This is a genomic window from Adhaeretor mobilis, assembly GCF_007741515.1.
Taxonomy (GTDB): domain Bacteria; phylum Planctomycetota; class Planctomycetia; order Pirellulales; family Lacipirellulaceae; genus Adhaeretor; species Adhaeretor mobilis.
In genome coordinates, this window is the sequence record NZ_CP036263.1 from 4,182,998 (window position 1) to 4,209,445 (window position 26,448).

Sequence of the window (26,448 nt, forward strand, 5' to 3'; positions counted from 1 at the left end):
CGTCACACCATGCAAATTAACATGATCGGCCTGTTCACCGACCAGTTCGATGAGATGAAAGCTTTCTATCGCGATGTCCTTGGCTTCGAAATTGCCGATGACAGACCGAAGTACGTCGAGTTCAGCGGGCAACCGCTGCGTTTCGCTATTTGTGAGCGAGAAGTCATGAAGGACACCACCGGCTACGAGGGCTACCAGACCCCAGCCAGCGGTACGCCATTCGAGATGGCCTTCGAATGCGAGTCGCCAACGGAGCTTGAGCAGCAGTTTGAGAAGCTGCTAGAGCAGGGTGCGGTAAGGGTGAAAGCCCCAGCCGACATGCCTTGGGGCCAGTATGCGGCATTCTTTGCCGACCCCGATGGGCACGTTCACGAACTGTTCGTACGCAGCTAGACTATTATCTCTGAAGAAGTGCCACTTCGGCGGTTTCACAAGTCGATTACGAGATTCGTTAGATACAGGAAAAGCTATGAGCGTTGTACGAGTTGGTTCTACCCAAAAGTTTTCCGATAACTGGGATAACATTTTCAGTGATGGCAAGAAATCCTCTAAGAACAGCAAGTCTGTAACAGCAAAGCCTGCCAAGACCAAGAAAACGAAGCCTACGAAGAAGTCGCCCAAGAAGAAGGCTGCCAAGAAATCCTCGACGGCAACGAAGAAACAAGCGAAAGCAGCCAGGGAGAAACCGAAGAAGTCCGCTAAGAAGAAGGTGACTACTAAAGGAGTGACAAAGAACGCTAAGAAGAAGGCTGCTAAGAAGAAGACGGCGAGCAAAAAGAAAGTGAAGAAAACCGCGTCACCGAAAAAGAAGGCCGCGAAAAAACCTGCAAAGAAAAAACGGAGTAAGAAGCCCGCCAACCGTCAACGAGAGCTTTTCTAGTACGCGGGTTCAATCAACGGATCTTCACTGCCCACTCTTAGTTGAGCTATTCGTCTCTCCTGCCAGGGGCATGCGGATCAGCCCCGTTACACTTTGCCATTCCGGATCGGACAGTCCGTCATCGAGACCGTATTCGATGTTTTCAAGATCGTTACGAACTTTCAAACTCTGAAAGAGCCGATCCCACCATGGGAAGAGCGACGAATAGTTACTATTGGTCTCTTCTCGCAAGCGGCTGTGATGGACACGATGCATCGCAGGAGTAACGACCAAACAGTTGACAAGCCGATCGACCCACCATGGCACATGAAGATTCGAGTGGTGAAAAACGACGACCGCAAAGGCGGCCGACTCGTAAGCCGCCAACTGAGTAATGCTCATACCTAGCAGTGGCAGCACAATAAGCCTCGCCAGCCACGATAGAAACACTTCGCCAAAGTGAAATCGCACACCTGTCGAGGCATTCATCGCCGGGTCGCAATGATGTACCCGATGAAAGCGCCAGAGCCAGCCGATCCTGTGATTAAGCCGATGCCACCAATACATCCACAGGTCGAACAACAGTAGGGCAATCGCGCCTCCTAGCCAAGCTGGCATCGCAAACTGGCGCAGCAAGCCAATATGATTGGCCTCTGCCCACCGATCCAGCGAAACCAGCACCCAAACGACGATTGCCGCGCTCAGCACCGCATTGAGAGTTGCCAGGAAGAAATTCCGCCCGTCATGCCAGAGTCGATCTCGCCAAGAGCGCTGCTGAGACGGGAAGAAAGGGCGATAAGTCTCGGCAGCAACAACGACGATCAGGACAACAATGGCAAAAAGCTGCTTGGCTGTCATGCGAGTCTCTCAGTTGCAGTCATCCAGTCCCTGCGAAGGCAGGATACCTCTCCGACTTGATGAGCGGCCACTAGGCCCGGCTAAGAAACGCACCGGTTCGGGTATCGATCTTCACGACTTGGTCTTGTTTTAGGTACTCAGGCACTTGGATTGTCAGGCCCGTCTCTAGCTTGGCCGGCTTGTTGCGGGAAGTCGCAGAGTTGCCTTTCACACCAGGATCACATTCAGTGATCTTCAGTTCCACGGTTGCAGGCAGCTGGATACCCACGCATTGCTCGTCGTAGATCAATACTAGAATGCCTTGGAGATCCTCAGTGACGTACTGCATTTCCTCTTCGATATCGGCAGCAAGCAGCGACCACTGATTGTAGTCTTCTTGATCAAGGAAATGAATCTGCTCCGCATCGGCAAACATGAACGTAGCCTCGCGACGTTGGAAATCGGCCTCTTCGAGGTTGTCGGTTCCCTTGCAGGAGAGGTCTACCTTTTGTTTGGTAACGAGGTTGCGAGCGCGGAATTTGTAAAGCGTTGCACCCCCACGGGCCGAGGGGCTTTGCACCATAACCGATTCGATGATTAGCGGTGCCTCGTTTTGCTTGATGATAGCGCCGGGCTTCGTGTCTTTTGCGAGCATTCTGTGTAGGGGAAAAGGTTAGATGTGGAGAGGGAAAGTAGAGTAATTTAAAGAAGGAAAGTCGCCCTCGCTACACGAGTTCGCCTGCGGCCGGGTCGATCGTCAGGCCATCGGTGAGTGCTGCCAACGCGTCTACGACTGTTAGTAAACAGGTCGGGTCGAGCATTTCGAATTCGGGGTCGCCCAAATCGGAGTCGAAGTCGTCGCCAGAATCATCAGCGTACGCACTGTCGCTGAATGCCTCGTTGAGGTCCAGAGAGCGCCTCGTCGATTTCCGTTCGCTCACCGGCTGGGAAGTGGCCTCTGCAGCACAGCGCTCGAAGTGGGCCACTTCAAGCCGAGCATCCGCGAGCATGAGTTGTTGCAGCTGGTCTGCTGGGACGTGATCTTGCATCTGCTTGGCGAATTCCAAATTCTGCTCGACCACTGCTTCGCCGATTTCGAAGCTCACCTCCACGGCCGCATGATCGTCATCCGACTCGACGAGTACCGATTGAAATAGCCCTTGATCGTCGGCAGATAGATTCTTCAATTGAAATCGCTTACTCGCGTCACCTAGCATGTGTTCAACTGCATCTAGGGTTGGACGCTCATGCTCGGGGAAAACGATGAAGTACGTTTCGCGCCAATGAAGTTCGTCCGCTTTTTTCTCGCCCATGACATCGTCCCTTTAGTTTTGCATCACTAAAAACTGCTTCACCTACCAAGCAGCCTCGTCATCGCCAGCATCCGGCGGCCCGAGGCCCCCTTGCCACAATTCAAGCTGTGTTATGAGTCTATCGTTATCTGCGGCATTGGCCCAAATGGATTCCCCTTGTTCGAGACGTACCTCGTAGCAACCCTCACGCATGCAATCCTCCTCGCCACAGAAATGCGGTGTTGCCGCCACCCACATGACACGATAGAGGGGCACATGTTTGTCATCTATTCGGGATAGGATAGACATAGCAGAAGTTCGAAATCGTGGATTAAAATGTAAACAGAACGACAAATGTTAGCTGAGGTGTTAGCTAGCCGAGTGCAACAGCGTCGGCTGGGCCACTTGCATCATCTTATCTTCAAGACTTGCCAAGTTCCACCGAGCGCTGCGTAGCCGCCTCAACTGCAGCCTGCAAAGCGGCTTGGCCCCGATCGCGCTTTAGGGATTCAAGACCCGCGAAAGTCGTGCCACCGGGACTCGTTACTTGATCGCGAAGTTCAGCAGGGGACTTACCAGTGGCCGTGAGCATTTCTGCCGCGCCAACTGTTGTTTGAATCGCCAGTTCTAGGGACAGCTTTTCCGACAAACCACCGGCGACCCCGCCGGCGGCCAGGGATTCGATCACTGAGTACACGAATGCCGGCCCAGAACCCGACAGGCCCGTCACCGCGTCGAGCTGTTGCTCTTCTACTTCGTGCACAATCCCTACACTACCAAGGATTCGCTTGACGGTTTGCGAATCCACTTCGTTGCAAGAAGCTCCTACGGCGAAACCGCAAGCGCCGCGCCCAATCAGGCAAGGGGTGTTGGGCATGACTCGGATGAGTCGCGTCTTCGCGGGAAGGTGACTGGCAAGCCGTTGGAGCGTTACACCGGCGGCGATGGAGATCAGTAGGTGTGATGGCATCACATGTTCCGCAATGGCGTCGAGCACCTCATCCATCATCTGTGGCTTGACTGCCAGGAATACGACGTCCGCTTGCTGGAGGACAGCGGCGTTGTCTTCCACCGTCGCCACCCCAGATAGTTGTTCGGCGAATTGCTCTCTTGCCGGTTCGTACGGATCGCTAGCAACGACGTCACCCGCCTGGTAGAGCTTTGCTTCGATGCACCCACGCGCTAGCGCCGTGGCCATCCGTCCTGATCCGATAAATCCGAGCATTGCAGTTTCTACTTAGTGGTGTGGTGGCGATGGCTAGTTGAACGGCACTCTATCTTAGATGCTATCAGCGCAGAACGAAACAGTAGGCTGATAGCACCGTTGGGGTAATATGGTTGATGCCGGCTGGCATCAACCATATTGCCCCAACTCTCGATTGTCTCAACATCGCTCTGGACGCACCGCAGTGGATTTGGAACACTCCCTCAAAATTCAGAAGTAGAAGTATCTGGCTCTGGCTACAGGCCCTCTATTAACACACTCCCATGCTTTCGGAGAATTCCGTCATGCTCAGACTCAACAAGCTCGCCTTCCTACTCGCAATGGGACTCGTCCCAGGCGTCCTCCACGCACAGGGGCCCGCAATAAGTCCAGCGACCGCAGTAACGCCTACCCCAGAGGCCAGCCCCCTGGGATGGATGCCTAAGCTGACGATGCCAAAGATCGAAATGCCTAAGATAACCATGCCCAAAATGGAGATGCCAAAGCTACCTGAGAACGCTTTCGGGCCAGTCAAAGAGAGTGCTGGCAAGGTCGTATCTGGCACAAAAAAAGCTTGGCAGGGTGCGAAGGAAATCTTGAGTTTCGGCTCGGGGGGTGGCAAAGAAACCAATCCGCAGATTGCTTCACGCGAGCAACCGTCTGCGTGGAACCAGCTATTTAAGGGCCAGGAGGAGCCCCAACCGCCACGCACCATCGGTGAGTTCATGGCAGGCGAGCGCCCCAAGTAGGCCAAGCCACGCAGGCTCAAAGTGACGCACCTAGCTTCAGTGATTTTCGGTTCCAGGACTCATCGCATGCTCCACGCCTCAAGCAAAGCCTGTTTCGTCGCACTAGCAGCACTTACGGTCTGTAGCGCAGGCTGCCAAGCTTGGCTAGGAAGTTCGCCGTTGCCCTCGAAGAGCGGACGTGAGATGGAGCAAATCGAAAAGCTGGCCTCGCAAGACCCTTTCCCATCGCCTCAAGATGTGGGGATCAGCGACTCTTCGACAGAGCGCCGCTAGCCTTCCTCTCGATTCCCAGCGTAGACGTTCTCGGCGCATTAGCTCTAAGATGGATCATCCCTCTTGGTGCGGTAAGCAACCGGCTTGCTGCCTATGCCTCTCGCTGAGCCCCACCCATGCCGTCTGAATCGAAGCTACCGAAACTGCCGACCACTAAGGAATTGCTCGGGCATCCGCGCGTGAAAAATGTCATCGAGCGGTTGAGCCAGTCCACCGTTGCATCTCGTGCCGCTGACTTCTACGACGATCTCCGCAATACCGTTAGCGAAAAGACGAACAACTTCGAGCTCCCGTCACTTCCACACCTCGCTGAGCAATTTGCTCAGCGACTGCTAGGCGATCCAAAGCACTCGCGATCAGTGATCAACGCAACAGGAATTGTTTGCGGTGGAGAATTCGCCAACCCGCTGCCTGAGCAGGCCGTGCATGCCATGCTTTCCACAGCAGGTGAATTTCGCCCTACGGGCCCCGCGATCCAAGACCGTGTTGCAAGACAGTTGAAGCGACTGACCGGGGCCGAGAGCTCTCTCATATTGAGTGGCTACGAATCGGCTCTCCATTTGGCAGTTGCTGCACTTGCTTCTGGCGGAGAACTGTATGTTATCGAATCTGAAACAAGCCGTTCAACGGACTGGCAGCGCATCGCCGCCAGTGGCGCCGCGGCCTTGCGGAATGAATTGCCCAGCGAAAGCACTGCAAGAGGAGGTCTGCTGATCCGTCACTCGCCTTTAAATGAGGCGACCGCAGGATTGCCCGCAATCGCGGAGCTTGCCGATCGCTATGCGGACCTTCCGCTCTTAGAGGTTTCGCCAGTGGCCGGGATTACCGATCCCGAGAGTGTTGGCCTTTCTACTATTCCCCACGCTGCCACACGCATCAAGACGGGGGCCGACTTAGTCTTGATTCGCGGAGACGGCCTGATCGGCGGCCCAACTTGTGGCATCTTCCTTGGGAAGCAATCGCTCATTGACAAGTTAAGGGCTCATTCTCTTGCCACCGCAGTTGCTGCAAACGAACTGGTAGGCTTGGCTCTTTCCGCGACGCTCCAATTGTACGAATCTCCAGACCAAATCGTGTTCACAGTTCCCGCTTGGTCACTGCTATCAACGCCGCTTGCCAACTTGCAGCAAAGGGCAGAAAGGCTTGCTCAGCTGATTCACGACTCACCCCGAATTATGGAAGCCACTGCCTGCGAGATCGAATCTGCCTGGGTCGTCGAAGGTAAGTCCCAGCAGCTTGCCGCTGCGAGCTGGGGCGTCTCAGTGAACCTTGAACAGGGCGTTGCTAGCTCAGAAGTAGAACGACTCCAGCGTCAAACACCACAAGTTGCAGTTAAGGTGACTGAGGCCGATCTATTTCTGGACTTGCGGTCGGTATTTCCGCGATGGGATCAGGCCTTAGTGAGCGCTTTCGCTTAGCCAGCACCAGTGTATCACTTTAAATGTGGGAATTCCCCGTCCTCGCCCGCATCTTACCTAGCAGGCAGAATTCGCCGATCTTGCCCACGGCTCACCTCTGAGCTACTATGCTGACACGCATGGCGTCTCGGTAGACCACGCATATCGCTTAAGTGAGTAGCCACGTAACCAGTTGCGTGGAACGAGCTTACCTTAAGTAGTTTGCTTGAATGGACTTGCCGAGCCGGCGGCGTACCAAGTACGGCCCCCAACTGTGGCCCCTGGCCCCTTAGCGGCTCGCTCTTTTCGGCAAGCCTCGAACTGCTGACCAAGGGGCTGCGTATCAGTTAGGGAGAGCGGCCCCGGTATTGGGGCCCGCCAGAGGAATAACTTCCACGGAACCGAGAAACAATGACTCGAAAATCTTCAATCTCAGCCGCCCTACGCACTGCAATCGGCGGCAAATGGCGTCTCTTTACAATTTGCTTGCTAGGCAGTGGCTTAGTGACCGCATCGTGGCTCAGCACCGCCGCGACGGCTCGCCCGGCTGCCCCCACGGCGAACGAGCAACGCATCGCCTTGTTGGTCAGTGCCTTGATGGATCGCCATCATCTCTCTGAGATGCGGGTGAATGATGAAATTTCCAAACGCGCCATGGAGATGTTCTTCAAGACGCTCGACCCCATGAAGCTGTATTTTTTGCAGAGCGACATCGATCAATTCGCACGAGAGAACGACAAGATCGACGACTACATTCGCAAGGGCGATGTACGGCTGGCGAATCGCATCTACGAACTATTCCTACTTCGCGTGGACACCAGCATCGGCTACGCCGAAAAGTATATCGACGCTGAGCACGACTACACAAAGGATGAGACCTTCATCCGCGATCCCGATGAAATACCGTGGGCGAAAAATGCCGCTGAGATTGAGGATCGCTGGCGTAAGCGTGTGAAATACGACCTTTTGTTGCAAACCGCCGATGAAGTGGATGATGTCGAAGCCAAAGAAAAAATGCACAAGCGGTACAAGAGCATCCGCCGGCGTTGGATGCAGACCAGCATGGATGAATTGTTAGAGTACTTCCTGAGCGCGGTCACCACCAGCTTCGACCCGCACAGCAGCTACATGTCGCCCAACAACCTGAAGAATTTTAAGATTCAATTGAGCCTGAGCCTAGACGGCATCGGTGCCTCACTAGAGTCAAAGTACGGAGAAACGATCGTGCGTCGCATCATCCCTGGTGGCGCTGCCGACAAAGATGGCCGCCTGCAAGTGGACGATGTGATCACTTCAGTAGGGCAGGGCACTAGTGGCGAGATGATTGATATCGCCGAGATGAAGCTTACCGATGTCGTGGAGAAGATCCGCGGCAAACCTCAAACCACCGTTCGCCTAGAAGTGAAACCGTCCGATGGGACTACACTCAAAGTGCTGGACATCGTACGTGAGCACATTGAGCTGAAAGACAGCGAAGCACGCAGCGATATCCTGATAAGAGACTCCAAAGGAGAACCTTTAGCTGGAGCCGCAGAGGATGCAACCACCGCCGACGAGGCCTCGGGCAAAATCCTCGAACAGAATCAAGCAGGCGGCGGCACGTTCAAGATTGGCGTGATCAATCTGCCTAGCTTCTACATGGATATGGAAGCCCGTGGACAAGGCAATCCCAATTACAAAAGCACAACGCGAGATGTTCGTAATCTGCTCGAGGACTTCAATCGGCAGAATGTGGATCTCGTGATTGTCGACCTGCGATTCAACGGCGGCGGTTCGCTCCCTGAGTCCGTTGATACAACCGGTCTGTTCATCGACCAAGGTCCCATCGTTCAAGTAAAAGGTCCAGATGGACGGGTGCAACCATACCCCGATGACGATCCGGGTGCCGTTTGGACGAAGCCAGTGATCGTGGTCATCAACAAGTTCAGTGCCAGCGCGAGCGAAATTTTTGCCGGTGCCATCCAAGATTACGGCCGCGGGATCGTCGTGGGCGACAAGACGACTCACGGCAAGGGAACCGTACAACAGTTAACCGATTTAGGACGCCAAGTCCTGCCGATCAATCCGCCTAACTTGGGTGCATTGAAGTTGACGATTCAGCAGTTCTATCGCCCCGGTGGCGATAGCACGCAGAACCGTGGCGTGGTTTCCGATGTCGAGCTACCTTCGCGCACGACTCACTGGGAAGTCGGTGAGGCGGACCTCGACTACCCTATCAAGTTCGACCGTGTGCGTCCGTTGCCACACCAAAACTACCCGTTTGCAGCTGCTCAAGCGGTGAACGAACTACGTCGTCGCTCGGCAGAACGCGTGAGCGAATCTGAGTACTTTGCCAAAGAGAAGAAAAGTATTGCGAGGTATCTCGAACGCAAGGAAAACCCAACGATAACTCTGAACAAGGAAAAATTCTTGGCCGAGCGGGCCGAGGTAAATACGGAGAAGGAGCAGGAGGAACTCTACGAGGACCTCCAGGACACCGACAAACCAGTGTTCGCTTCGACGCCTTACAACGAAGAGTTGATCAAGATTGCTTTCGACTACTTGGAAGTGCTCGGTGATGCTCGCTTGGTTGCCAAGTAGACGCTGCAAAGTAGACGCAGTGCTTATTTGAGCGGCACCGAGAGGCCATCGTAGGCGAGTTCCACACCAGGGGGCAGTTCCCGGCTGACCTCCTCGTAGCCCAGTTCGTGCGAAACGTGCGTGAGCAAGGTACGCTTTGGCTTAAGCTGCTCCGCGACGGCCAGTGCTTGCCCCAAGCTAAAATGCGTTAGGTGAGGTTCGCGCCGTAAACAATCGAGGATCAGAACGTCGAGCCCTTGGAGCCTTTCCATGCTTTCGGTGGGTATTTTACTCGTGTCCGTGCAGTAGGCAATCTTGCCGAAACGGAATCCAAGTATATCCAAACGAGGTCCGTGATTAAGCCTCACTGGCAAGACCGCCGCACCCAGGATTTCTACCGGCTCAAGTCCGATGCGGCGTGGTTCCAACTGCGGGATTGCTCCAGCATGCAAGCCGCTCTTTGACTGAAATGCGTAGTCAAACGACTTGCGGATTCGCTCCTCCACGGGCTCTTCGCAATATAAAGGCACTGGGCCACCCAAATAGAACTGCATGAGCCTCAGATCGTCGAGACCAAAGATGTGGTCGGCGTGCTCATGCGTGTAGATCACCGCGTGGACAATGCCCACTTGTTCACGCAGGAGCTGATGCCTCAAATCGGGCGGCGTATCGACGAGTAGATTGCCTTCAGGCAATCCGAGTACTAAACCGCACCGCGTGCGATTATCTTTGGGATTGCTGCTCGTGCACACTTTGCAGCCACAACCGATGGCAGGCACGCCCACAGAGGTCCCCGTGCCGAGAAAAATCAGCTGACCGGAGATGTCTCGAGTGGTGGGCGATTTGGGCAACTGTTTTGCCTTGTTTCAGTGTAGGGGGGAGTGGACTAGTCGACTTGATGAGAAAGTTCGGCCAAGGACTCAGTCAGCTTGATAACCGTGCCATCGTCGATCACGGCAGCCGCAATCTCAACGGCACTCTTAGGATCTGTTGTTTCATCGAATGCGATCAAACCGGCAGCGGCATTCAGCAGTACAATGTCTCGTGCTGGTCCCGGTTCTCCCAATAAGACACTACGCACTTTAGCCGCACTTTCTTTTGGATTGGCGACATGGATCGCTTCAAGGCTTTGAGTCTCCAGACCGAAATCTTCGGGGCGATACTGGAGGTCCTTCGTTGTGCCCGCAGCGACTTCGGTCACGTTCGTCGCATCCCCCAAAGTCACTTCGCCCAGGCCATCGGCACCGCTGACCACCAGAGCGCGCTGAACTCCCAACTGAGCCAAAGCCGCTGCTAGGGGGGATCGCATCTCCGGCAGGCCCACGCCCATGAGCTGATGCGTCGCGCTGGCAGGGTTAGAAAGCGGACCCAATGAATTGAAAATTGTGCGAATGCCTAGCTTCTTTCGAACACTACCCACATGACGCATGGCCGGGTGCATAAGCGGTGCGAAGCAGAAGCAAATTCCCAAGTTATTCAGACAGCGTTCTACCTGCGGGACACTGGCCTCTATGTTGACCCCCAATTCGCTGAGCACGTCCGCAGACCCGCTACGACTAGTCACGCTGCGATTCCCATGCTTGGCGACGGGCACTCCGCAGGCAGCAATCACCAGTGCTGCGGTTGTGCTAATGTTAAATGTCTGACTGCCTCCGCCACCGGTTCCGCACGTATCAAGTAGCTTCTCGTGCTGACTGCGAATCGGCGTCATGTGTTTTCGCATTGCTTGTGCAGCGCCAGCCAACTCCTCGACAGTTTCGCCCTTGGCAGCAAGCGTGGTGAGCAGCAGCGAGATCTCAGCCTCAGTACAATTCCCGCCCATCACGCTGCCCATTGCAGCAGCCATTTCAGCGCGAGACAGCGACTCTCCAGCTGATAGTTTGCCGAGCAAAGATTGAAATTCGTGGTCCATGATTGTTCCGTGAAAACGAACTTTGCACGTGGGAATGGTAAGCCATCATTCTAACCCGTTAAAGAAAGCCGCGCAAGTGTAAGAGAAACCTACTTTAGTTCCCCAGCAATTGGGTTGTGATAGCCAGTTGCGACGCCTAAAATGCTGCCGTGGCAATGCCGCGACTGGGAACAACTGGCCAGTGTCCGTTGTGTCAGAATGGCGGCAACCCTCGCTAGGAAATCTTCTGCATGGACTCTGAAAAACCAATCACCCAGCCACTCAAGCAGCCGCTGACTGGTGATTCGACTAGGAGAAAAATCATTCTGGATGTCGATCCAGGCGTGGGCGATGCTCTGGCAGTGTGCCTAGCGTTAGTTGATCCGGGACTCGAAGTCGTTGCCGTGACTGCCACTGGCGGCAATGTGTCGCCACAGCAGGCTTCTCACAACGTGCAAGCAATTGTCGAGCAACTCGATCCGCCCCTCTGGCCGCGTATCGGCAATGCGGATGCGGATCAGCAGTTACTCTCAGACAACCGGCAACTCTGGGGCACCGATGGATTCTGCGGAGTCGATCTGGGGTGTGCCGAGCTACACAATAGGCATTCTTCAACAAAGATACTGTCTGACGCGATTCGTAAGGCTCCCGGGGACGTCACTGTGATTGCTGGCGGGCCCCTAAGCAATCTGGCTTCTGTGTTTCAAGTTGAGCCCGATCTCGCCATGAAGGTGGGGCACTTGATGATTGTAGGCGGCACGCATGATGGTTCGGGCGATGTGACGCCTGCCGCCGAATTCAACATGTACTGCGATCCCGAGGCAGCTCGAGTCGTGATCAATACGCCAGCCACAAAAACCATGCTACCGTTAGGAATCACTTCGCAAGCTTCGCTCACTTTCGACGCGCTGAATCATCTGCCGAAAGAATCCACTAACTTGGGGCGTCTCTTGCACAAGCTCCTGCCACCAACCTTCCAAGCATTTCATCAGAAGCTAGGACTCGAAGGCATCGTCGTTCCCGAGGCGGTCGCGGTCGCTGCAGTGCTTCATCCAGAAATCTTGACGACGGAATCTTTTCCCTGCGACGTAGAAACCACTGGCGAACTTACACTCGGGGCAACCGTGATCGATCGCCGGCGTAGGCCCAATGAACAAGCCAATATTGATGTGGCCGTAGAGATTGACGCGGTGGCAACTGTAGATTGCCTATTACGAGCACTGCAACACAGCTAGTCGCACACGCATTTATGGCTCTTCGCGACTGCTCTTCGATCTCGATCTTTGCTACCGTTTTTCTGGGGGCGACTTCTCGATGGCATCCGTGAAGTCGTTCAATCGAGCGATACGTGCCGACTTCTCAAGCAACTGCCCATCGCGTAGCACAGTCAACTCGATACTACGACCGATTTCTGTGAGCTTCACTAGGCTTATCAAGTGCTGATCGTTGTTAATAGGCAATCCATTGAAACGAAGGATGATGTCGTCCTGCTGCACCCCTGCTAGCGCAGCCGGCGAACTGCTGGTGATGCGTTTCACACGAGCCCCCATCAATCGGGGCAGGCCCACGAATCGTGCGCTGCGATCATCGAAGTAGCCATCAAGAGTTACGCCGAGGAAGCCACGCTCCACGTGTCCCGTTTCCACGAGTTGCCGCATGATTCGGACAGCAATATTTGCAGGAATCGAAAAGCCGATGCCGTCGTTTCCGCCCGAATTGCTCGCAATGGCAGTGTTTAGTCCAATGATCTCGCCACGGAGATTCACCAGTGGGCCACCGCTATTACCCGGATTGATCGCTGCGTCGGTTTGCATGAAGTTTTGGTAGTCGACCTCCCCATCTCCCAAGTCGAGATTTGTGCGACCCTTCGCACTGATGATGCCACGGGTCACGCTCTGCCGAAGATTAAAGGGGCTGCCAAAAGCCATCACGATATCGCCAATTTCAGCCTGATCGCTATCGCCAATCCGTGCCGGCACAAGTCCTTCACCATGGACTGCCAACACAGCAACATCGGTTTGCTTGTCGCTCCAGATTTTGGTCGGTCTCAGCTCGCGACCATCAGTGAGTTCCAGGCGGATATGCTCCTCGTCGGAGTGTTTCACTACGTGGCGATTGGTCAGTACATAGTCCGCCCCACGCAGCCTCACAAGAACGCCAGAGCCCGCTTCCTCGACATCACGCCGAAAGCCGTAGCGTGGTAGGGGCGTGGCATCTACGTGGACCACCGAAGGCGAAACGAGTTGCACAACTCGCTTATAGATGCTCAGTTCGCGTTCTAGCGAGGCGACGTCTCGATGCAGTTCGGCGTAGAGCCGTTCACGCTCTGAGGGAGCACTGGCAACCTGCTGGGCGAAAACATACTGGTTAGCAGTCGAAAAAAACGCTAGGCAAGAGAGCAGCCAGAGCGACCGAGTAGAGATGCGTAGCCTAGTAGATATCTGTGACCGGCTTGATTTATTTAGATAGCGTCTCATGAAAGCTCACACTCCTGCAGGTCAACTCTGACGCGTGCGATGCTTTCGCTAGCCTCGCTCGCTCCTCAAGTGGTTTCTAGATCGCTCAGAGACACATCGACATCAGAGGCCGCGTCGATGACCCGGCTCCAATCGCCGCCGTAGCTTCCGGTAGATCCTGCCGTCTCAGCAGCTCGTTGGCATTCGATACAACTAGTTGCGTAAGGCAATGCTTTGAGCCGCATCAGCGGAATCTTGCCGTTGCAAATCTCGCACAGGCCATAGGTACCTTTGCGAATCTGATCCAACGCATTCTCGATGTTGCCCAGCTCCCGACTTTCAACTTCAGCCAACTTCGAGCTGATCTCATCTTGGGAAGCATCCAGGGCCGCGTCAACGACATCGCTGCCAATTTGCTCGCGCAGCGATTGGAGCAGGCTAAGGTCGCCAGCTAGGGCTCTGCGCAGTGCGTCGCGACGCATAATGAGTAGTTCGCGCAGTTTTTCGAGTGATTCTTTGCGGGCCATGATTCTGTTCTTTCGTTCGGTGGTAACGCCAAGACGTTTCCTGCCGGTCTACTTTTCTCTCGCATCCTGCGTGCGGTCTGCGTTGCCTGTTGTCTGGACTCTCTGTTCTGTCCTTCTGCCACAACCAAAGGAGACGACTCAATTTAGATCGCCAGCCTCGTTGTGAAACCACCTGTCCACGCCGTACTTTGCGGGCATCGAGGTAACGTAACTATAGTACGCAAACGGCGGAAAAAAGGTCACTCTAGTGGTGGTTTCCCACTCCAAGTGTATTTTACGCCGCTCTTATCGACACAACTCTATTAAAGATAAAGACTTGTGGCTAACAGGGCAGCTAGGGAGTCCTGTGTTCGCGAGGCCATTGGCAACTTCTGCAGATGGACATGCCGCCGGATTCTATGTTCACCCGCGGGGTATCTCTAGGTCCACGCACTCTTTTATCGACCTCGTCACCTCCGGCGTATAACGGGCGGAGCGAGAATGCCGAATATGCTGGCTCTGCGAGCCCGTTTCGGCCAACTTTTATGTCACTCCAGACTTTGATAGACGTGTTTTGTAGGGGTGGGTTGTATTTTTGACCTACCCTTGCACAACGCCAACGTGGAAGTCTAGGTGTCCACACTAAGGCCGCTTTCCCCAAGAAGTCGCATCCGAATTGAAATTCCATGAGCACAACTGCCCCTATTGCCCCCTCCGAAAATCAAGCCTTGCAAAGTGAGGCTGGACAGGTCAGCGTCCAGACCGGCGAGTCTTCGCCCCAGCTACGTGACTTCCGTGGTGAGAAGTTTACCGTTGGCTCCAGCGCGCGTTGCGATCTGCAACTCGCCGAAGGCAAAGTTCAACCGCTGCACTTCGTGCTGGCGAAAAAGCCCGATGGCATGCAACTCACCACTTGGGCTACAGGGGTTCAACTCAACGGCAGCCCAGTTCAAGCAGCAGCAATTCATCCGGGAGACGTGGTATCGCTGGGAGACGTGCAACTTGAATGGCTTGCAGCTATAACCCCAAAGCCAGCCTTTTCGGGTACCAACTCCTTCGATAAACCAGTCGACTGGAACGCCAATATAAGCGAGACACAGGATTCAACTGATGCGGTACCGACTAAATCCGAGTCAGTCACTACAGGGCAATCTGCCTCACGGCAAGCCTTTAGCGATTGCATTGTCTTTGAAGCGACAAGCGGTTTGCTAAGTAATCGCGGTCGCTGTCGTAAGTTGGTAGAAAGCTGCCGCCAGTCCCGTGGCAATGCGCAGCAACTTGCTACTGAAATCGTGCAACTCGAAAAGCGATTGGCCGCAGCCTCTCAAGAACGCCTAGCTCAACAAGCTAATGTGGAGAGACTTAGCACTCAACTCGCCGAGAGTGTAGAAACTGAAAACAGGGACAATAGCCAGGCCGAGTGGGAGCTTGCGTCCTTACGCGAACAGCTCGCAACGGCGCAAAAGGAACTTAGCGAGCAGCTTGAGAGGAACGGACAGTTACAGGAGCAGTTTGCCAGCATCCGTGCAGAGCTGAGCCAGCTTACGGACGCCAACGCAGACGAACCCACAGAACAGGAAGCTCTCGGTGAGCAGCTTGCCAATCAGGAACGCCAGCTCGATGAAGTTCGTCAGGAACTTGTAGCCACTCGCGAATCGCTCAAAGCAACGGAACTAAAATTTGTTGAACAAACAAGGCTGTACACCGAGCTGCAAGAACAGCTTAATACGAAGAGCGAGGAAGTCGCGTCTCTCAAAGAGCAACTCTCGCAAGCCAAGCTAGCCGGCGAAGAAGCCAGTGCGCTTGCCCAGCGATGCGAAACACTGCAGTCGTCAGTTGACGAATCAGAGAAACGCATCGCCGAACTGAGTGAACTAAACCAACAGCGTGACGAGGAATTGGTCGAACTTCGAACTTCAAGAGAATCTTGGTTGACAGAGAAGTCACAATGGACTGCCGAACAAACCGCTCAACAGGCTTCGCTCGCAGCTCTTAGCGAGCAACTGGAAGTAGCCCGTGAACGCGACCAGGCTGAATTGGCTAGCTCCCAAACAGAACGTGCTGAACTACTCGAACAGCTTGCTGCTGCCAAGAGTGAGCTGGAAGAGTTGCGTAGCTCGGCAGACCAGCAATTGGCTGTGGCCGCAGAGCAAAAACAAAAGCAAGACGCTTGGCAGTTTGAGAAAGCCAGCTTGGAAAGCCAGCTGACCGAGAAGTCGCAGTTGGTTATTGACCTGAAAAAGGATCTCAAGAATGCTGCCGAGAACAGTCAGTCCGAGATTGAGCAAATCAACAACGAGCAACTCAGCGGCGAGCGTGATCGCCTAGCTGCTGAGCTTGCGATGGCCAACGACTCACTTGCTGAACTCCGCAAGCTTTCCAGTCAACAAGAGCAACAATTGCAAGCTCTGCAGCAGAGTAATGCCGCTGCACCTGAAGCCACGGAAGAAGAATTCGCAGAAGTGGTCGAAAAGCTCGAATTCCTTACTACAGAGCTGAAAGGTTCGCGGAATCGCTGCACCGAGGCCGAGACCCGCTCTGCTGAATTACAGGCACTTCTTGATCAAGCAACCGAGCAATTAACTCAACTCGGTTCGCAGGCCACCCAACAATTATCGTCCGACTTTACCTCCAAGGCTGTTGAGGAGCCCCATCCCGAAGTCAGTGAAGAAAATACCCTCGAGGTAGCTGTCGATAACTCCACGAATGAAGCGGTCGACGCGCTTCGCGATGTGCCAACTTCGGACGGAGGCAACGCCTCAATCGAAACCGTAGAAGCAGAAACCTCTGAAGATGCCGGTGCAACTACTGAGGAGCAGAGAACCCCAAAGCAAGATCCCTTTGCTGCTAGAACTCAGCCTGCCGAGCCAGAATCAACCGGTGGTTCGCAGTCGACCTCGTTTATAGAGCAGTACGCACATCTCTTAGAGGAAGAGGGCGAAGAAGTTGAGCCCGAGACCGCCCCCAGAGCCAATTTACTCTTGGACGAAGAGCACCTTCCTGCTTCGAAAGAAAACGTCGAAGAGGATGGAGACGAAGCTCTGCAAGCCTACATGGCCAGCATGATGAGCCGCGTACGCGGTGATGGCCCTATTGCTGCACCAAAAGTAACCAAGCCTGCTGTGAAGCCGAAGCCGGTAGCTCGCACCAAGGAGCAAGACACCGCCACGCAAGAAGAATACACTGCTCCCATAGACCCGATTAGCATTGAAGAACTTCGCCAGTCTTCCAATAAACCCAAACTAACTTCCGACCTAGGAGCCTTACGTGACCTAGCGAATAGCTCGGCACGCAGCGCGATTGCCAAGAGCAGCAAACGGCGGCACTATGAGATCGCCATTAGCAAACTCATCATCTGCGGTATCGCTCTGCCAACAGCCGGCTACCTGATGTATGCAGCCAAGAGCTTCACCGGGTTGATGTTCCTGGGCGGAGCCGTCACGGCAATCGCTGGCGCGTATTCTGGCGTGCAACTCTTAGGCTGCCTGCTTCGCGCGATTCGAGACGGTTCGTGGAACGGCTTTGAAGACGGCTCAAAACCCAGCAAGCGAAAGATCGCCCTACCCATCGACGGCGTTTCTGAGAGGTAGACCGAGCCGCAAGCCTAGGGCTTCGAGCCGGTCATATCTCAGAATCCTCGAGCCGCCTTCACGTCGTCCAAATCTCGCAGATGGTAGTCGATACCCACGTAGTCGAGCACGCGGCAAAGTCCCTTCAACGCGATACTCATCCCGTCAGGCCCGCTAAAGCCCCCGTACTGCCCCCCACCTTTTAAGTGCGGTTCGAGATCGAGAATCACTCCCGGAATACCCCGCTTCTTCAGGCGTCGCTCAAGCTTGGGAATCTCCTCAGCAAAGTCCGCTAGAATTTGAACGTGGCCGCTGTCCCCTTCGTCGGCAGGCACAAAGTTCTTCAGCATCTCTTCGTCTACGTGTCCCACCGGCTTATTTAATCGAGGATCGCGATAGTCCTTAATGTGCATCCAGCCCAGGCTCGGCTTCATCGCTTGGTATTGCTCGATACACTCGTTGGTGTTGTAACCTTGGCAAACGATATTGGCTCCGTCGAAGATTGTGACCATCGCCGGGTGATTTACTTTGCGATGAAGCTCTGCCATGAGTTGCCCGGTTTGACCAACGAGATTGGCTTCGATCTCTAGACCGAAAGTCAGATCGCTGCGATGGCACACATCGGCGATCTCGCCCAACTGGTCGACGGCTTGTGGCAGGTACTCCCACGGGTCTTCACCCTTGGGGTGATAGAAAGAAAAACCACGAATGAGTTTTGTCTCGAAGGCATGGGCCATATCGCATGCCTTCTGTACTTCGCTCTTGAGGTACTTTTTGAACGGCACAAAACGATTCTTCGTGCCGTCCTTTTTATCCACAAGCTTCACCTTGCCAATCGGTGAACCGATCGAGGCGACATTCATCCCGTACTCGTCTTCCAGATGGCGCAGCTTGGTGATTTCGCTCTTGTTGAGTTGCATCACATTCTTAATGCCGTTGCCGACATCAACAAAACGCAGGCTGTAGTATTGCAAGCCCAGCGATGCAAACGCAGCAAACTGCTCGACAGCTGTCTTGTGGTTGGCAGCCTCGTCGGCGAAGCCGGACAGGATAACGCTCGGTAAATGGGGCATAAGGGGTCTCGATAGGGCGATGTTAAAAGTGATGGGCTGGTTAGTTTTGCCATAGCTATGGAGGACTACACGACGGCGGAGTACTGGACGACAACTGTCTCGGTAATTCCGCCCCGAGCGCCAAAGGCCGCCTCAACTTTAAGCCACCTGGGTTCAAGCATGATCGCCAAGTCGTCAACGATAGTGTTCGTGACCATCTCGTAGAAAATGCCCTCATTGCGATAACTTTGCAGATAGAACTTCAAGCTCTTCAGCTCAACGCACTTCTTATTGGGCGTATAAGTGATGGTGATCGTCCCAAAGTCGGGCTGGCCTGTTTTGGGGCAGACCGAGGTGAACTCAGGAGCCACAATTTCAATCTTGTAATCGCGATGGGGGTACTGGTTCTCGAAGGTTTCCAGCAGATCTCGTGACTCACTCATTTTGGCTCGTTTATTCTTCTCGGGTTGGCTAGGAGGCAGACATATCTATCTACTTGGGGAGCAGCTATTGTGGCATGATGCAACAGAATTTCAACGGGAGGCCCCAGAGGCTGGAGCCGACCGAGATTTCTGACGATTAACCCTTAAATCACAAAGTTCACGAAGATCACAGAGAGTTGATTCGTCATCTAGCCATATCGGGATACACTCGGGTGACTCAGCTAGGATCCACCAATAAATACTGAAGAACTACTGCCGAAGAGCTACTAATTACTTGCGAACATAAGAGCTAACTTCTGACTACCAGCCTTTGTGCTCTTTGCGTCCTTTGTGGTAAAAAGCCTTGCAGGCAGGATTTACCGCATCAGAGGCTAAGTCGATTCCAAAAACATCACCGCGAGAGATCAATTCGGTTTATGAGTAACGAAAAGAAACCAGCGGTAGCCCTACTTTCCGGCGGCCTCGATTCAGCCACCACTGCCGCCATAGCGCTCAGCGAGGGCTACCAGGTTCACGGCCTAACCATCGACTACGGGCAGCGGCATCGTTTCGAGCTTCAGTCAGCGAAGCGAGTGGCTGAGGCACTATCGCTCGCCTCGCATCGGGTGCTGAGGATCGATCTTGCTGCGCTCGGCGGCAGCGCCCTGACAGCGGATATCGACGTTCCGCAGGATCGTACCGAAGCAGAAATGTCCGACAGCATCCCCGTGACCTACGTCCCGGCCCGTAACACGGTCATGCTCTCGCTGGCGTTGGCTCAGGCTGAGGTGCTAGGAGCGGCCGACCTGTTCATCGGCGTGAATGCCGTTGACTACAGTGGCTATCCCGATTGCCGAGGGGAGTTCATCACCGCATTTGAGAACACAGCAAACCTCGCAACGAAAGCCGGCGTCGAAGGCACTCTGAAGTTCCGAGTCCACACGCCGTTGATCGATCTCACCAAGGCACAGATCATATCTCAAGGAACTGCTCTGGGCGTTGATTACGCGCTCACCCACACTTGCTATTCGCCAAACAGTGCGGGAGTTTCCTGCGGTCGTTGCGACGCTTGCCAATTGCGCTATCAAGGGTTTCAGACGGCAGGGCTTATTGATCCGATTGCGTACCAAACACAACCAACTGCCTGAGCAGACTCACTGCGTCCCATGAAGATTGCCGAAATCTATAAATCGATCCAAGGAGAAGGCTTGCACACGGGCAAGCACAGCGTGTTTGTGCGCGCTAGCGGGTGCAACTTGCGCTGCTGGTTTTGCGATACGCCCTATGCCTCGTGGCAGCCCGAGGGTTGTGACTACACGGTCGATGAGATTGCCGCGGAGATCGAAGAGTGGGACTGCCAGCACGTAGTCCTTACGGGCGGCGAACCGATGCTGTTCTCCGAGCTGCTGCCTCTTACCGAAACTCTACGAGCCAGTGGCAAGCATATCACTATCGAAACCGCAGGCACCCTGTATTTGCCGGTTGAATGCGACCTCATGTCGATCAGCCCTAAGCTCGCTGGTAGCGCTCCCCGTGGTGAGGAGCACACTCGTTGGCGACGACGCCACGAACGGCAACGCGATCGACCGGAAATCATAGCTCAGCTGATCGCCGAGTACGACTATCAATTGAAGTTTGTCGTCGATGAGCCGGCTGATCTTGCTGAGATCAAAGCTTACGTTTCTCGCCTTAAGCAGTTCAATCCAGAGCAACTCAATCCCGAGCGAATCATGCTCATGCCCCAAGGCAATTCGCCTGAGGAATTAGCCGCTCGAAACGACTGGGTTCAAAAGGCCTGCGAGGAGCAGGGCTGGACATTCTGCCCAAGGCTGCAAATCGAGTGGTTCGGACCGGTGCGGGGTACATGAGTGAGCTTCTTAAGCCGAAGTGCATCAGCTCGTGGCTCGGGGCTTACTGTTGCTTGGACGTCTCTAGCAGTCTCGCAACCTCTTCAACAGCCGTTTGTAGCGAGCGGACTGCCATTTGAAAGTTCATGTGCGTCGAAATCTCTGGTTGAATCTCTGCAAAGTCGACAGTCGCGGCTTGCAGCTTCGTAAGTTTTTTCTTCGCTTGGCGCACGTACGCGTCGCCGTCTTGTTCCTTCCAAGCGGTGCCTAGAGACAAGAGGTAATCGTAGAGCGTTCGCTGCACGTCGCGCAATTCGTCATCTTCTTCAGCTTCTTCACTGTGCTTGATGAAGGTGCGAACCATCCAAACATGCGTTAGCGCAGAGTCCAAGCGTTGCATCAATTCGTGCGAAGTCATACTGTGCTGTCGCCATTCTCGCCGGTTCTCGTCCCACCCGTGATGGCATCTTTGGATCGTTGCTCGATGGCGGAAGCCTCTGCCGCCGAAAGTTCGGCCGGTTTGATGGGGTCATCTGGCTCGGCAGGCGGGGCAGTCGATTGCTTGGGAGGTGTTCCTCGCGGCGCAAAAACTAGCGTAATCGCGGCTCCGGCGATCACCAAAATCATTCCGGCCATGAAGAAGGAACTAATCTGCCCTGCCAAGCCGGCTGCCCAAGTGGAGATCAGCGTGCTCACAACCGGAGCGCCACCAAAAACCAGCGGCATCACGTAAACCGGCTTTCCACCGAAGTTGAAAGCCAGAATGATGCCCAACGCGCCGATCGCCCCCGCGGCACCTGCGGCCAAACTCCACATAGTGCCGGAGAAATTGCCGTAGTGACTTTGCTCGGGACTGACCGCCAGGATCAAATTTGGCACGACCACGGCTATTGCAAAGTACGCAACGCCAACACACAGTAACGGCCGCATTCGACTATGTCCCATCGCGGCTTGACCTTTGTGAAGCAACGGCCCGTACGCGCCCCAGCAGAGGACGGTGGTCACGATGGAAAGAATTTGCAGAACCTTCCTGGAGAACCAACTACCCGTCTCGTCAGTGAGCTCAGTCTCTGCCGCTGCGACTGGGGCATCTGCTTCTGCGGCTACCGCCGGTTTTTCAGCCTCGGGCTTTTCCTTCTTAGGAGCTTGCGTTAGCACTGTCACCGCACCGAGCAGCACCATGATCAGCCCCGCCTGAAAAAGCGGGCCAATTTCGCGCAGCTTCTTCGCCATGTAAATCGTGAGGAAGGAATTCACGACCGGCGCGCCACCAAATACCAACGGCATGACGAACACCGGTGTACCACCGAAATTGAACGCCATGATGATACCCAGTGCACCGACGGCCCCCAATGCGCCAGCGATCAAACTCAAAATGGCCCCGCTGGCGGTCCACTCGCCCTTCTCCCCTTTGGTCTTCAGCAGCGCTGCGGGGACGATGACGCCGATGACAAAGTACGCGAGTCCTACGCAGACAAACGGGCGAAGTCGGGCAAAATGCTCTCCGGCGGCACGTCCCGCGTCGGTCACCATTTGCTCTTGCCCCAGATGCAGAACCGGGCCGTATGCACCCCAACAGAGGATGGTGATGGCGAACGAGGAGACGACAAACAACAGACTTCGCATGATTTGCTACTTTTTTTTGCGGATCGCCACTGAGGACGTGCCCTACAGGAATTGGACGGCAGATTTTGATAGCAGAACGCTACGGAGGGCGTTCTCGGTAGGAATCAGTCTGGCACTTAATCTAATGCAGCGACAATCAAGCGGCTAGTCGCCGCGTAAGGCAGGGAGCAACGGGGCACGCAGGGCGGTGCGGGTCGCAAACCAGCCTGCGACGGCTCCAACGGCAATCATTGAGCCGAGTGTTATCACTAAAGCCCCCCAAGGAATTCCGGCTTCCTGAGTGAAGGAGAGCGGCACTACGACCGCAAGTGCTGCCAAGCAGCCGATTTCTAGCCCTACTATTAGCAGCGCCAGATTCTCCGTAAAAACCATCTTCGCAAGTTTCGTTTTTCTTAGCCCCGCGGCTCGCATAAGAGCTAACTCGCCCCGACGCTCAGCCACGCTGCGCAGCTGCGCCACAGCAAGCCCTGCTGCCCCCAACAACAGGCCGAGGGCCCCCAGACTCTGAAAGGTTGAGAGGTAGGTATTCTGCACCGCCAAGAATTCCGCCAGTCGCTGTTGCGCATCGACTGTATCAAAGCCGTAATCGACAAGTTGCGATTCCAACTGGGTTGCCAGCTCGGTCGTTCTCCCGAGATCGCTCTCTGTTCGACCAGATCGAATGAGAAACAGCCGCTGCCCGGAGGTTTCGGGGAAGAGTTGCAGGAACTGCTGATTGCTGATGAGCAAGTCTCCCTGAAAAATGCTGTTCGTGAGCATCGCGACCACCTGAAGGGTCCGCGGTCGGTTTGCAGAATCGGTAGTCTCCCGCTGGGCACCAACCGCGTACAGCTTCAATCCGTAGTAGGCCGTGTTGCGATCAAGAATCATGGGCACAATCGGCAGCCCCGCCGAATCGGTTCCTAGGTCCTTGTGCAATAAGTCCCACGGGGACTCACCCGTGGGCTGCTCGTTCTTGCTTCCCCATGTGAAGTCACTCTCCACGGAAAGCTTCTCGGGTACGCCGAGGATTCTTGGAGAAGCCGCCTGGAACAGATTCAAGCAACTTGCGTCCTCACCTTCGCTCACACGAAAGCCGGCGACGGTCATTTCGCTAAGACTTATATCATCCGGCTTGCTGAATCCTAGCGCTGCTCGACCTGTCTCCGTTTCTAAATCGTGATAGAGCGGCAAGTCGGTTGTGGCCCAGATGTCGTAGCCTCCCGTTCCCGCAGTTGTGGGGGCCAGCCGGAAGGCTGCTAGCGCGACGATCAGGAAACTGGCCGCGGCAGCCAGGGCAATCGTGAGGAGCGTTCGTCCTGGGTTGCGGCGTGTGTTGAGAAACGAAAGCCTCGTCAACGACAAGCTCTCTGAGATCGAGATTGGAGCCCGCAGGAAGCGACGCACCAGCAACAAGAGCCCCGTTAGCACGGCAGAGCCGCCGGCAAAAAATGCCCCCGCTTGGGCTTCGCCTTCATTAAGCCAAGCGAACATTGCCGCGGCAATCGCCACAAGGACGCAGGCCCAAACTCCGTAGCTCGGGCCGACGTTCGCTCCACTTTTGACATCAACCGTTTGCTCTGCTTGTCCGGCCAACAGTGCCGTGGGCGACTGTTTGAGCGATGCGAGAATTGTCCACCAGATCGTTACTAGGGAGACGAGTAGGCCTATGAGCCAGCCCGTCAGGAGTGCCCATGCCGGGACATGCAATTCGAGAAAGGGTGTTACGGTTGCCGCTACCCACCAAGTGTTCAGGCCGTAGATCATTAGCTGCGCGTAAGTCACCCCAGCCATCATCCCGCACGCAGCACCGATTGCAGCCACGATCGCGCCCTCGCCTACCAGCGCTCGCGCAATACGCCGCGACGGCAACCCGACTGCCGAGAGCAAGCCAAGCTCCTTCGCACGTTGCTGCGCACCCAACCGAAAGAGCAGGGCGATCAACAGCACGGCCGACGCCATGATGAAACAGCTAAAACCCAGGAACAACCCGTCAAAAGGTGTCGTGCCGCTGGCCGCTTGTAGGGCTTGCTCCTTGATACCAACGACTGACATTCCCAAAGTGGAGGGGTCGATCCCGTCGGCCAGCCGATCTGAGAACTCCTGGACGCTAATGTCTTCAGGAAGCACCACACGCAAAACACTCTCCGTACCCCAACGCGTAGCCCACAACTTCGCTGCCAAAGAGTGAGAGACAAATGCCTTGGGAGTCGTGCGATGTTCTTTCCAGTAGTTTTCATCTTCATTCTCGATCTTTTCTACCAACTCGAAAGGCAGGTCCCAATCGTTGATCGAATCCTGATCCGTCACGCCTGGAAGCTCGGGTGTGAGCAGTGGATCAGCAGCAGCCGTCGGCTTGCCCGCAGGGTCCTCTAACGGAATGATTGCCTTCAAAGTGAGATTCAACGGCTGGTGTTCTTCCAACTCGCCGTGGGCTGTTTCTGGCTCGTAGAATTCCAAAGTGACTTTGTCATCTACGTGGGCGTCGAGGCGCTCGGCAGCCCACTCGTTAAGTACGATCTCGTCATCGGCCAACAAGATCGCCTGGCCCGCGTCATCTAGGAGCGGACCCAAGTCTGCCGTTGATTGAATTCCAGTGATGGTCGAATAGGGAACGGACATTCCGCCCTTGCGCAGGCTATTTGCCAAATAGGTGATCGCGCGTTGGACCTCCTGTTCAGGAAACTCAGCATTCACCGCGTCCACCGCGGACGGCGGAAGGACAAGGCGATCGGCCGCAATTTGTACGACCCGCTCACTATGGTTCTCAAGCTCTTGTACATTAATCCCCAGATCCGCCAAGGTAGGCTTCAGGTGCATCGCAAGTATCTCCCGCGCCGCTTGCGGTTTCGCTGTATCAACCGCATCTCCCGCCAAGGCCACGGCATTCACTTTCCCAGGAAACTCCAACAAATCTTGCAACGCAGCCAGACTCAAGAACACATTGCGGGCCGAACGTTGTGAACGCTGCATACTAAAGCCCGCCAGGGGCATCGCCTGCACGTCCGCAATTCTCACGCGAAAGCGGCGTGAGGCGTACGCGCCATCCTTCTCGCCCAGGACGCTATCTCCAGGGAGGCTCCCCGACTTGGGAACTCGCAGGAGAATGCGCTCGCCGTGCTTTGCACCAAGCTCAATCGCCACGTTGGGAGTGAGGAGAACTTCATCCTCGCCGAGGTCGAGGGCCCCCTCGCCCATAGCATTGCCATCGAGAGACCAAAAGCTCTCGGCCACACCATACACCGCAAGTTTGGCCGCCTGATGGACCGACCCTCCGGCCCTCAAGGACGCGGCTCCTCGTGTGATATACAGCGGGGCAGACTGGGTGTATTCCGCTGAGAGCTGCGATCCCTCGCCTGCGGATTTCTCCAACGAGTTGGCAACCAGCCGCTCATCGAACGGATGCTGGGCAATGAGCATTGAGTCGATCCGACCCAATCGCGAAAGCGCCAAGTCGCGCAGGCTGCCTCGCATCGACGCACCAACCAGCAGTGCACCGGTAATAACTGCGCTTGCAATGGCGACCCCCGCAGCCACTGACGCATGAATACGCCAATATTGCTTGAGGCTAGCGGCGATGTAGTTCCAGGTCGACACCCCCTGATGATAACCGCCACCCCGCCGCAACGTCAGCAGGCGGGTGCCGCTCGCCAACAATAATCTTCGCAAAATAGCAAAGCAAAAAACCCTCGGCTGCCGTGTTGGCAACCGAGGGCTCGTCGATATCGTTCAACAATCTGGCTGCGAGCTAGGCAGCTGCCTTGTTGGGGCAGCAAGCGCTGCCGCAGTCTTCGCTACACTCGCAACCTTCACAGTCGCAAGCCTCGCAGTTGCAAGCGGTGCAAACGCCACTTGAGCAGTCGCACTCCTCGCACTTGCAATCGGAACCGCAGCAGCAATCAGCAGCAGCAGTAGTAGTAGCAGTAGCGG

24 protein-coding genes are annotated in these 26,448 nt (G+C 55.1%); 10 read left to right on the forward strand and 14 right to left on the reverse strand.

The window, feature by feature from the left end; all coding sequences use genetic code 11:
• The first annotated feature begins 9 nt into the window (after positions 1-9).
• Both HG15A2_RS16445 and HG15A2_RS16450 read left to right on the forward strand, forming a co-directional pair.
• The gene (locus tag HG15A2_RS16445) at positions 10-393 is read left to right on the forward strand and encodes a VOC family protein (protein ID WP_145061415.1); all 384 of its coding nucleotides are present in this window, start codon (positions 10-12) and stop codon (positions 391-393) included.
• A gap of 76 nt (positions 394-469) precedes the next feature.
• Positions 470-880 (forward strand): hypothetical protein, encoded by a 411-nt coding sequence (locus HG15A2_RS16450; protein ID WP_145061416.1) that lies wholly within the window; start codon positions 470-472, stop codon positions 878-880.
• A 24-nt stretch (positions 881-904) separates the two neighbouring features.
• Here the strand turns inward: HG15A2_RS16450 and HG15A2_RS16455 are convergent, their stop codons facing one another.
• The 5 genes from HG15A2_RS16455 to proC form a co-directional block, all read right to left on the reverse strand.
• Positions 905-1,717 (reverse strand): sterol desaturase family protein, encoded by an 813-nt coding sequence (locus HG15A2_RS16455; protein ID WP_145061418.1) that lies wholly within the window; start codon positions 1,715-1,717, stop codon positions 905-907.
• 70 nt (positions 1,718-1,787) lie between these two features.
• The gene (locus tag HG15A2_RS16460) at positions 1,788-2,351 is read right to left on the reverse strand and encodes an elongation factor P (RefSeq protein WP_145061420.1); all 564 of its coding nucleotides are present in this window, start codon (positions 2,349-2,351) and stop codon (positions 1,788-1,790) included.
• Between the two features lie 70 nt (positions 2,352-2,421).
• Entirely contained in the window at positions 2,422-3,009 is a 588-nt protein-coding gene (locus HG15A2_RS16465) for a hypothetical protein (RefSeq protein WP_145061422.1), read from the reverse strand.
• Between the two features lie 42 nt (positions 3,010-3,051).
• Positions 3,052-3,297, reverse strand: coding sequence for a hypothetical protein (locus HG15A2_RS16470; RefSeq protein WP_145061424.1), 246 nt, complete (start codon positions 3,295-3,297; stop codon positions 3,052-3,054).
• Positions 3,298-3,409: 112 nt separating this feature from the next.
• Complete coding sequence (gene proC / locus HG15A2_RS16475; RefSeq protein ID WP_145061426.1) at positions 3,410-4,213, reverse strand: pyrroline-5-carboxylate reductase; 804 nt, start codon at positions 4,211-4,213, stop codon at positions 3,410-3,412.
• A 284-nt stretch (positions 4,214-4,497) separates the two neighbouring features.
• Between proC and HG15A2_RS16480 the strand changes: the two genes are divergently transcribed.
• The 4 genes from HG15A2_RS16480 to HG15A2_RS16495 all read left to right on the forward strand — a co-directional run bounded on the left by HG15A2_RS16480 (position 4,498) and on the right by HG15A2_RS16495 (position 9,191).
• On the forward strand, positions 4,498-4,941 hold the full coding sequence (locus HG15A2_RS16480) for a hypothetical protein (RefSeq protein ID WP_145061428.1): 444 nt from the start codon (positions 4,498-4,500) through the stop codon (positions 4,939-4,941).
• Between the two features lie 66 nt (positions 4,942-5,007).
• A complete protein-coding gene (locus HG15A2_RS16485) occupies positions 5,008-5,214 on the forward strand; it encodes a hypothetical protein (protein WP_145061430.1) in 207 nt (68 codons plus the stop codon).
• 116 nt (positions 5,215-5,330) lie between these two features.
• Entirely contained in the window at positions 5,331-6,632 is a 1,302-nt protein-coding gene (locus tag HG15A2_RS16490) for a PLP-dependent aminotransferase family protein (protein ID WP_145061432.1), read from the forward strand.
• 390 nt (positions 6,633-7,022) lie between these two features.
• Positions 7,023-9,191: a carboxy terminal-processing peptidase gene (locus tag HG15A2_RS16495; RefSeq protein ID WP_145061434.1), complete on the forward strand. Its 2,169-nt coding sequence runs from the start codon at positions 7,023-7,025 to the stop codon at positions 9,189-9,191.
• Positions 9,192-9,214: 23 nt separating this feature from the next.
• Here the strand turns inward: HG15A2_RS16495 and HG15A2_RS16500 are convergent, their stop codons facing one another.
• Both HG15A2_RS16500 and trpD read right to left on the reverse strand, forming a co-directional pair.
• Positions 9,215-10,021, reverse strand: coding sequence for an MBL fold metallo-hydrolase (locus HG15A2_RS16500; RefSeq protein WP_246117765.1), 807 nt, complete (start codon positions 10,019-10,021; stop codon positions 9,215-9,217).
• Positions 10,022-10,056: 35 nt separating this feature from the next.
• Positions 10,057-11,082 (reverse strand): anthranilate phosphoribosyltransferase, encoded by a 1,026-nt coding sequence (trpD, locus tag HG15A2_RS16505; protein ID WP_145061436.1) that lies wholly within the window; start codon positions 11,080-11,082, stop codon positions 10,057-10,059.
• A gap of 230 nt (positions 11,083-11,312) precedes the next feature.
• Here trpD and HG15A2_RS16510 point away from each other — a divergent pair, with 230 nt between their 5' ends.
• Entirely contained in the window at positions 11,313-12,296 is a 984-nt protein-coding gene (locus HG15A2_RS16510) for a nucleoside hydrolase (protein ID WP_145061438.1), read from the forward strand.
• A 51-nt stretch (positions 12,297-12,347) separates the two neighbouring features.
• Here the strand turns inward: HG15A2_RS16510 and HG15A2_RS16515 are convergent, their stop codons facing one another.
• The gene (locus HG15A2_RS16515) at positions 12,348-13,538 is read right to left on the reverse strand and encodes a S1C family serine protease (protein WP_145061440.1); all 1,191 of its coding nucleotides are present in this window, start codon (positions 13,536-13,538) and stop codon (positions 12,348-12,350) included.
• A gap of 65 nt (positions 13,539-13,603) precedes the next feature.
• On the reverse strand, positions 13,604-14,044 hold the full coding sequence (locus HG15A2_RS16520) for a TraR/DksA family transcriptional regulator (protein ID WP_145061442.1): 441 nt from the start codon (positions 14,042-14,044) through the stop codon (positions 13,604-13,606).
• Positions 14,045-14,709: 665 nt separating this feature from the next.
• Between HG15A2_RS16520 and HG15A2_RS16525 the strand changes: the two genes are divergently transcribed.
• The gene (locus tag HG15A2_RS16525) at positions 14,710-17,613 is read left to right on the forward strand and encodes an FHA domain-containing protein (RefSeq protein ID WP_145061444.1); all 2,904 of its coding nucleotides are present in this window, start codon (positions 14,710-14,712) and stop codon (positions 17,611-17,613) included.
• Positions 17,614-17,651: 38 nt separating this feature from the next.
• Here the strand turns inward: HG15A2_RS16525 and HG15A2_RS16530 are convergent, their stop codons facing one another.
• The gene (locus HG15A2_RS16530) at positions 17,652-18,665 is read right to left on the reverse strand and encodes a sugar phosphate isomerase/epimerase family protein (RefSeq protein WP_145061446.1); all 1,014 of its coding nucleotides are present in this window, start codon (positions 18,663-18,665) and stop codon (positions 17,652-17,654) included.
• A 65-nt stretch (positions 18,666-18,730) separates the two neighbouring features.
• The gene (gene queF, locus HG15A2_RS16535; protein ID WP_145061448.1) at positions 18,731-19,087 is read right to left on the reverse strand and encodes a preQ(1) synthase; all 357 of its coding nucleotides are present in this window, start codon (positions 19,085-19,087) and stop codon (positions 18,731-18,733) included.
• Positions 19,088-19,503: 416 nt separating this feature from the next.
• Here queF and queC point away from each other — a divergent pair, with 416 nt between their 5' ends.
• Complete coding sequence (gene queC / locus HG15A2_RS16540; protein ID WP_145061450.1) at positions 19,504-20,214, forward strand: 7-cyano-7-deazaguanine synthase QueC; 711 nt, start codon at positions 19,504-19,506, stop codon at positions 20,212-20,214.
• Between the two features lie 18 nt (positions 20,215-20,232).
• The gene (locus HG15A2_RS16545; RefSeq protein ID WP_145061452.1) at positions 20,233-20,934 is read left to right on the forward strand and encodes a 7-carboxy-7-deazaguanine synthase QueE; all 702 of its coding nucleotides are present in this window, start codon (positions 20,233-20,235) and stop codon (positions 20,932-20,934) included.
• Positions 20,935-20,977: 43 nt separating this feature from the next.
• Here the strand turns inward: HG15A2_RS16545 and HG15A2_RS16550 are convergent, their stop codons facing one another.
• The 3 genes from HG15A2_RS16550 to HG15A2_RS16560 all read right to left on the reverse strand — a co-directional run bounded on the left by HG15A2_RS16550 (position 20,978) and on the right by HG15A2_RS16560 (position 26,115).
• Positions 20,978-21,313, reverse strand: a complete 336-nt coding sequence (locus HG15A2_RS16550; RefSeq protein WP_246117766.1) for an amidohydrolase — start codon at positions 21,311-21,313, stop codon at positions 20,978-20,980.
• 14 nt (positions 21,314-21,327) lie between these two features.
• Positions 21,328-22,539 (reverse strand): hypothetical protein, encoded by a 1,212-nt coding sequence (locus HG15A2_RS16555; RefSeq protein ID WP_145061456.1) that lies wholly within the window; start codon positions 22,537-22,539, stop codon positions 21,328-21,330.
• 144 nt (positions 22,540-22,683) lie between these two features.
• The gene (locus tag HG15A2_RS16560) at positions 22,684-26,115 is read right to left on the reverse strand and encodes an FtsX-like permease family protein (RefSeq protein ID WP_449187094.1); all 3,432 of its coding nucleotides are present in this window, start codon (positions 26,113-26,115) and stop codon (positions 22,684-22,686) included.
• Positions 26,116-26,448 lie beyond the last annotated feature (333 nt).

What these genes read in the sequence shown, in the direction of transcription:
- queC (WP_145061450.1), top strand. Translation starts at nt 19,504, where the DNA reads ATGAGTAACGAAAAGAAACCAGCGGTAGCCCTACTTTCCGGCGGCCTC.
- HG15A2_RS16555 (WP_145061456.1), bottom strand. Translation starts at nt 22,539, where the DNA reads ATGCGAAGTCTGTTGTTTGTCGTCTCCTCGTTCGCCATCACCATCCTC.
- queF (WP_145061448.1), bottom strand. Translation starts at nt 19,087, where the DNA reads ATGAGTGAGTCACGAGATCTGCTGGAAACCTTCGAGAACCAGTACCCC.
- HG15A2_RS16545 (WP_145061452.1), top strand. Translation starts at nt 20,233, where the DNA reads ATGAAGATTGCCGAAATCTATAAATCGATCCAAGGAGAAGGCTTGCAC.
- HG15A2_RS16460 (WP_145061420.1), bottom strand. Translation starts at nt 2,351, where the DNA reads ATGCTCGCAAAAGACACGAAGCCCGGCGCTATCATCAAGCAAAACGAG.
- HG15A2_RS16515 (WP_145061440.1), bottom strand. Translation starts at nt 13,538, where the DNA reads ATGAGACGCTATCTAAATAAATCAAGCCGGTCACAGATATCTACTAGG.
- HG15A2_RS16530 (WP_145061446.1), bottom strand. Translation starts at nt 18,665, where the DNA reads ATGCCCCATTTACCGAGCGTTATCCTGTCCGGCTTCGCCGACGAGGCT.
- HG15A2_RS16450 (WP_145061416.1), top strand. Translation starts at nt 470, where the DNA reads ATGAGCGTTGTACGAGTTGGTTCTACCCAAAAGTTTTCCGATAACTGG.
- trpD (WP_145061436.1), bottom strand. Translation starts at nt 11,082, where the DNA reads ATGGACCACGAATTTCAATCTTTGCTCGGCAAACTATCAGCTGGAGAG.
- HG15A2_RS16490 (WP_145061432.1), top strand. Translation starts at nt 5,331, where the DNA reads ATGCCGTCTGAATCGAAGCTACCGAAACTGCCGACCACTAAGGAATTG.
- HG15A2_RS16525 (WP_145061444.1), top strand. Translation starts at nt 14,710, where the DNA reads ATGAGCACAACTGCCCCTATTGCCCCCTCCGAAAATCAAGCCTTGCAA.
- HG15A2_RS16510 (WP_145061438.1), top strand. Translation starts at nt 11,313, where the DNA reads ATGGACTCTGAAAAACCAATCACCCAGCCACTCAAGCAGCCGCTGACT.
- HG15A2_RS16550 (WP_246117766.1), bottom strand. Translation starts at nt 21,313, where the DNA reads ATGCAACGCTTGGACTCTGCGCTAACGCATGTTTGGATGGTTCGCACC.
- proC (WP_145061426.1), bottom strand. Translation starts at nt 4,213, where the DNA reads ATGCTCGGATTTATCGGATCAGGACGGATGGCCACGGCGCTAGCGCGT.
- HG15A2_RS16480 (WP_145061428.1), top strand. Translation starts at nt 4,498, where the DNA reads ATGCTCAGACTCAACAAGCTCGCCTTCCTACTCGCAATGGGACTCGTC.
- HG15A2_RS16455 (WP_145061418.1), bottom strand. Translation starts at nt 1,717, where the DNA reads ATGACAGCCAAGCAGCTTTTTGCCATTGTTGTCCTGATCGTCGTTGTT.
- HG15A2_RS16520 (WP_145061442.1), bottom strand. Translation starts at nt 14,044, where the DNA reads ATGGCCCGCAAAGAATCACTCGAAAAACTGCGCGAACTACTCATTATG.
- HG15A2_RS16445 (WP_145061415.1), top strand. Translation starts at nt 10, where the DNA reads ATGCAAATTAACATGATCGGCCTGTTCACCGACCAGTTCGATGAGATG.
- HG15A2_RS16465 (WP_145061422.1), bottom strand. Translation starts at nt 3,009, where the DNA reads ATGGGCGAGAAAAAAGCGGACGAACTTCATTGGCGCGAAACGTACTTC.
- HG15A2_RS16470 (WP_145061424.1), bottom strand. Translation starts at nt 3,297, where the DNA reads ATGTCTATCCTATCCCGAATAGATGACAAACATGTGCCCCTCTATCGT.
- HG15A2_RS16485 (WP_145061430.1), top strand. Translation starts at nt 5,008, where the DNA reads ATGCTCCACGCCTCAAGCAAAGCCTGTTTCGTCGCACTAGCAGCACTT.
- HG15A2_RS16495 (WP_145061434.1), top strand. Translation starts at nt 7,023, where the DNA reads ATGACTCGAAAATCTTCAATCTCAGCCGCCCTACGCACTGCAATCGGC.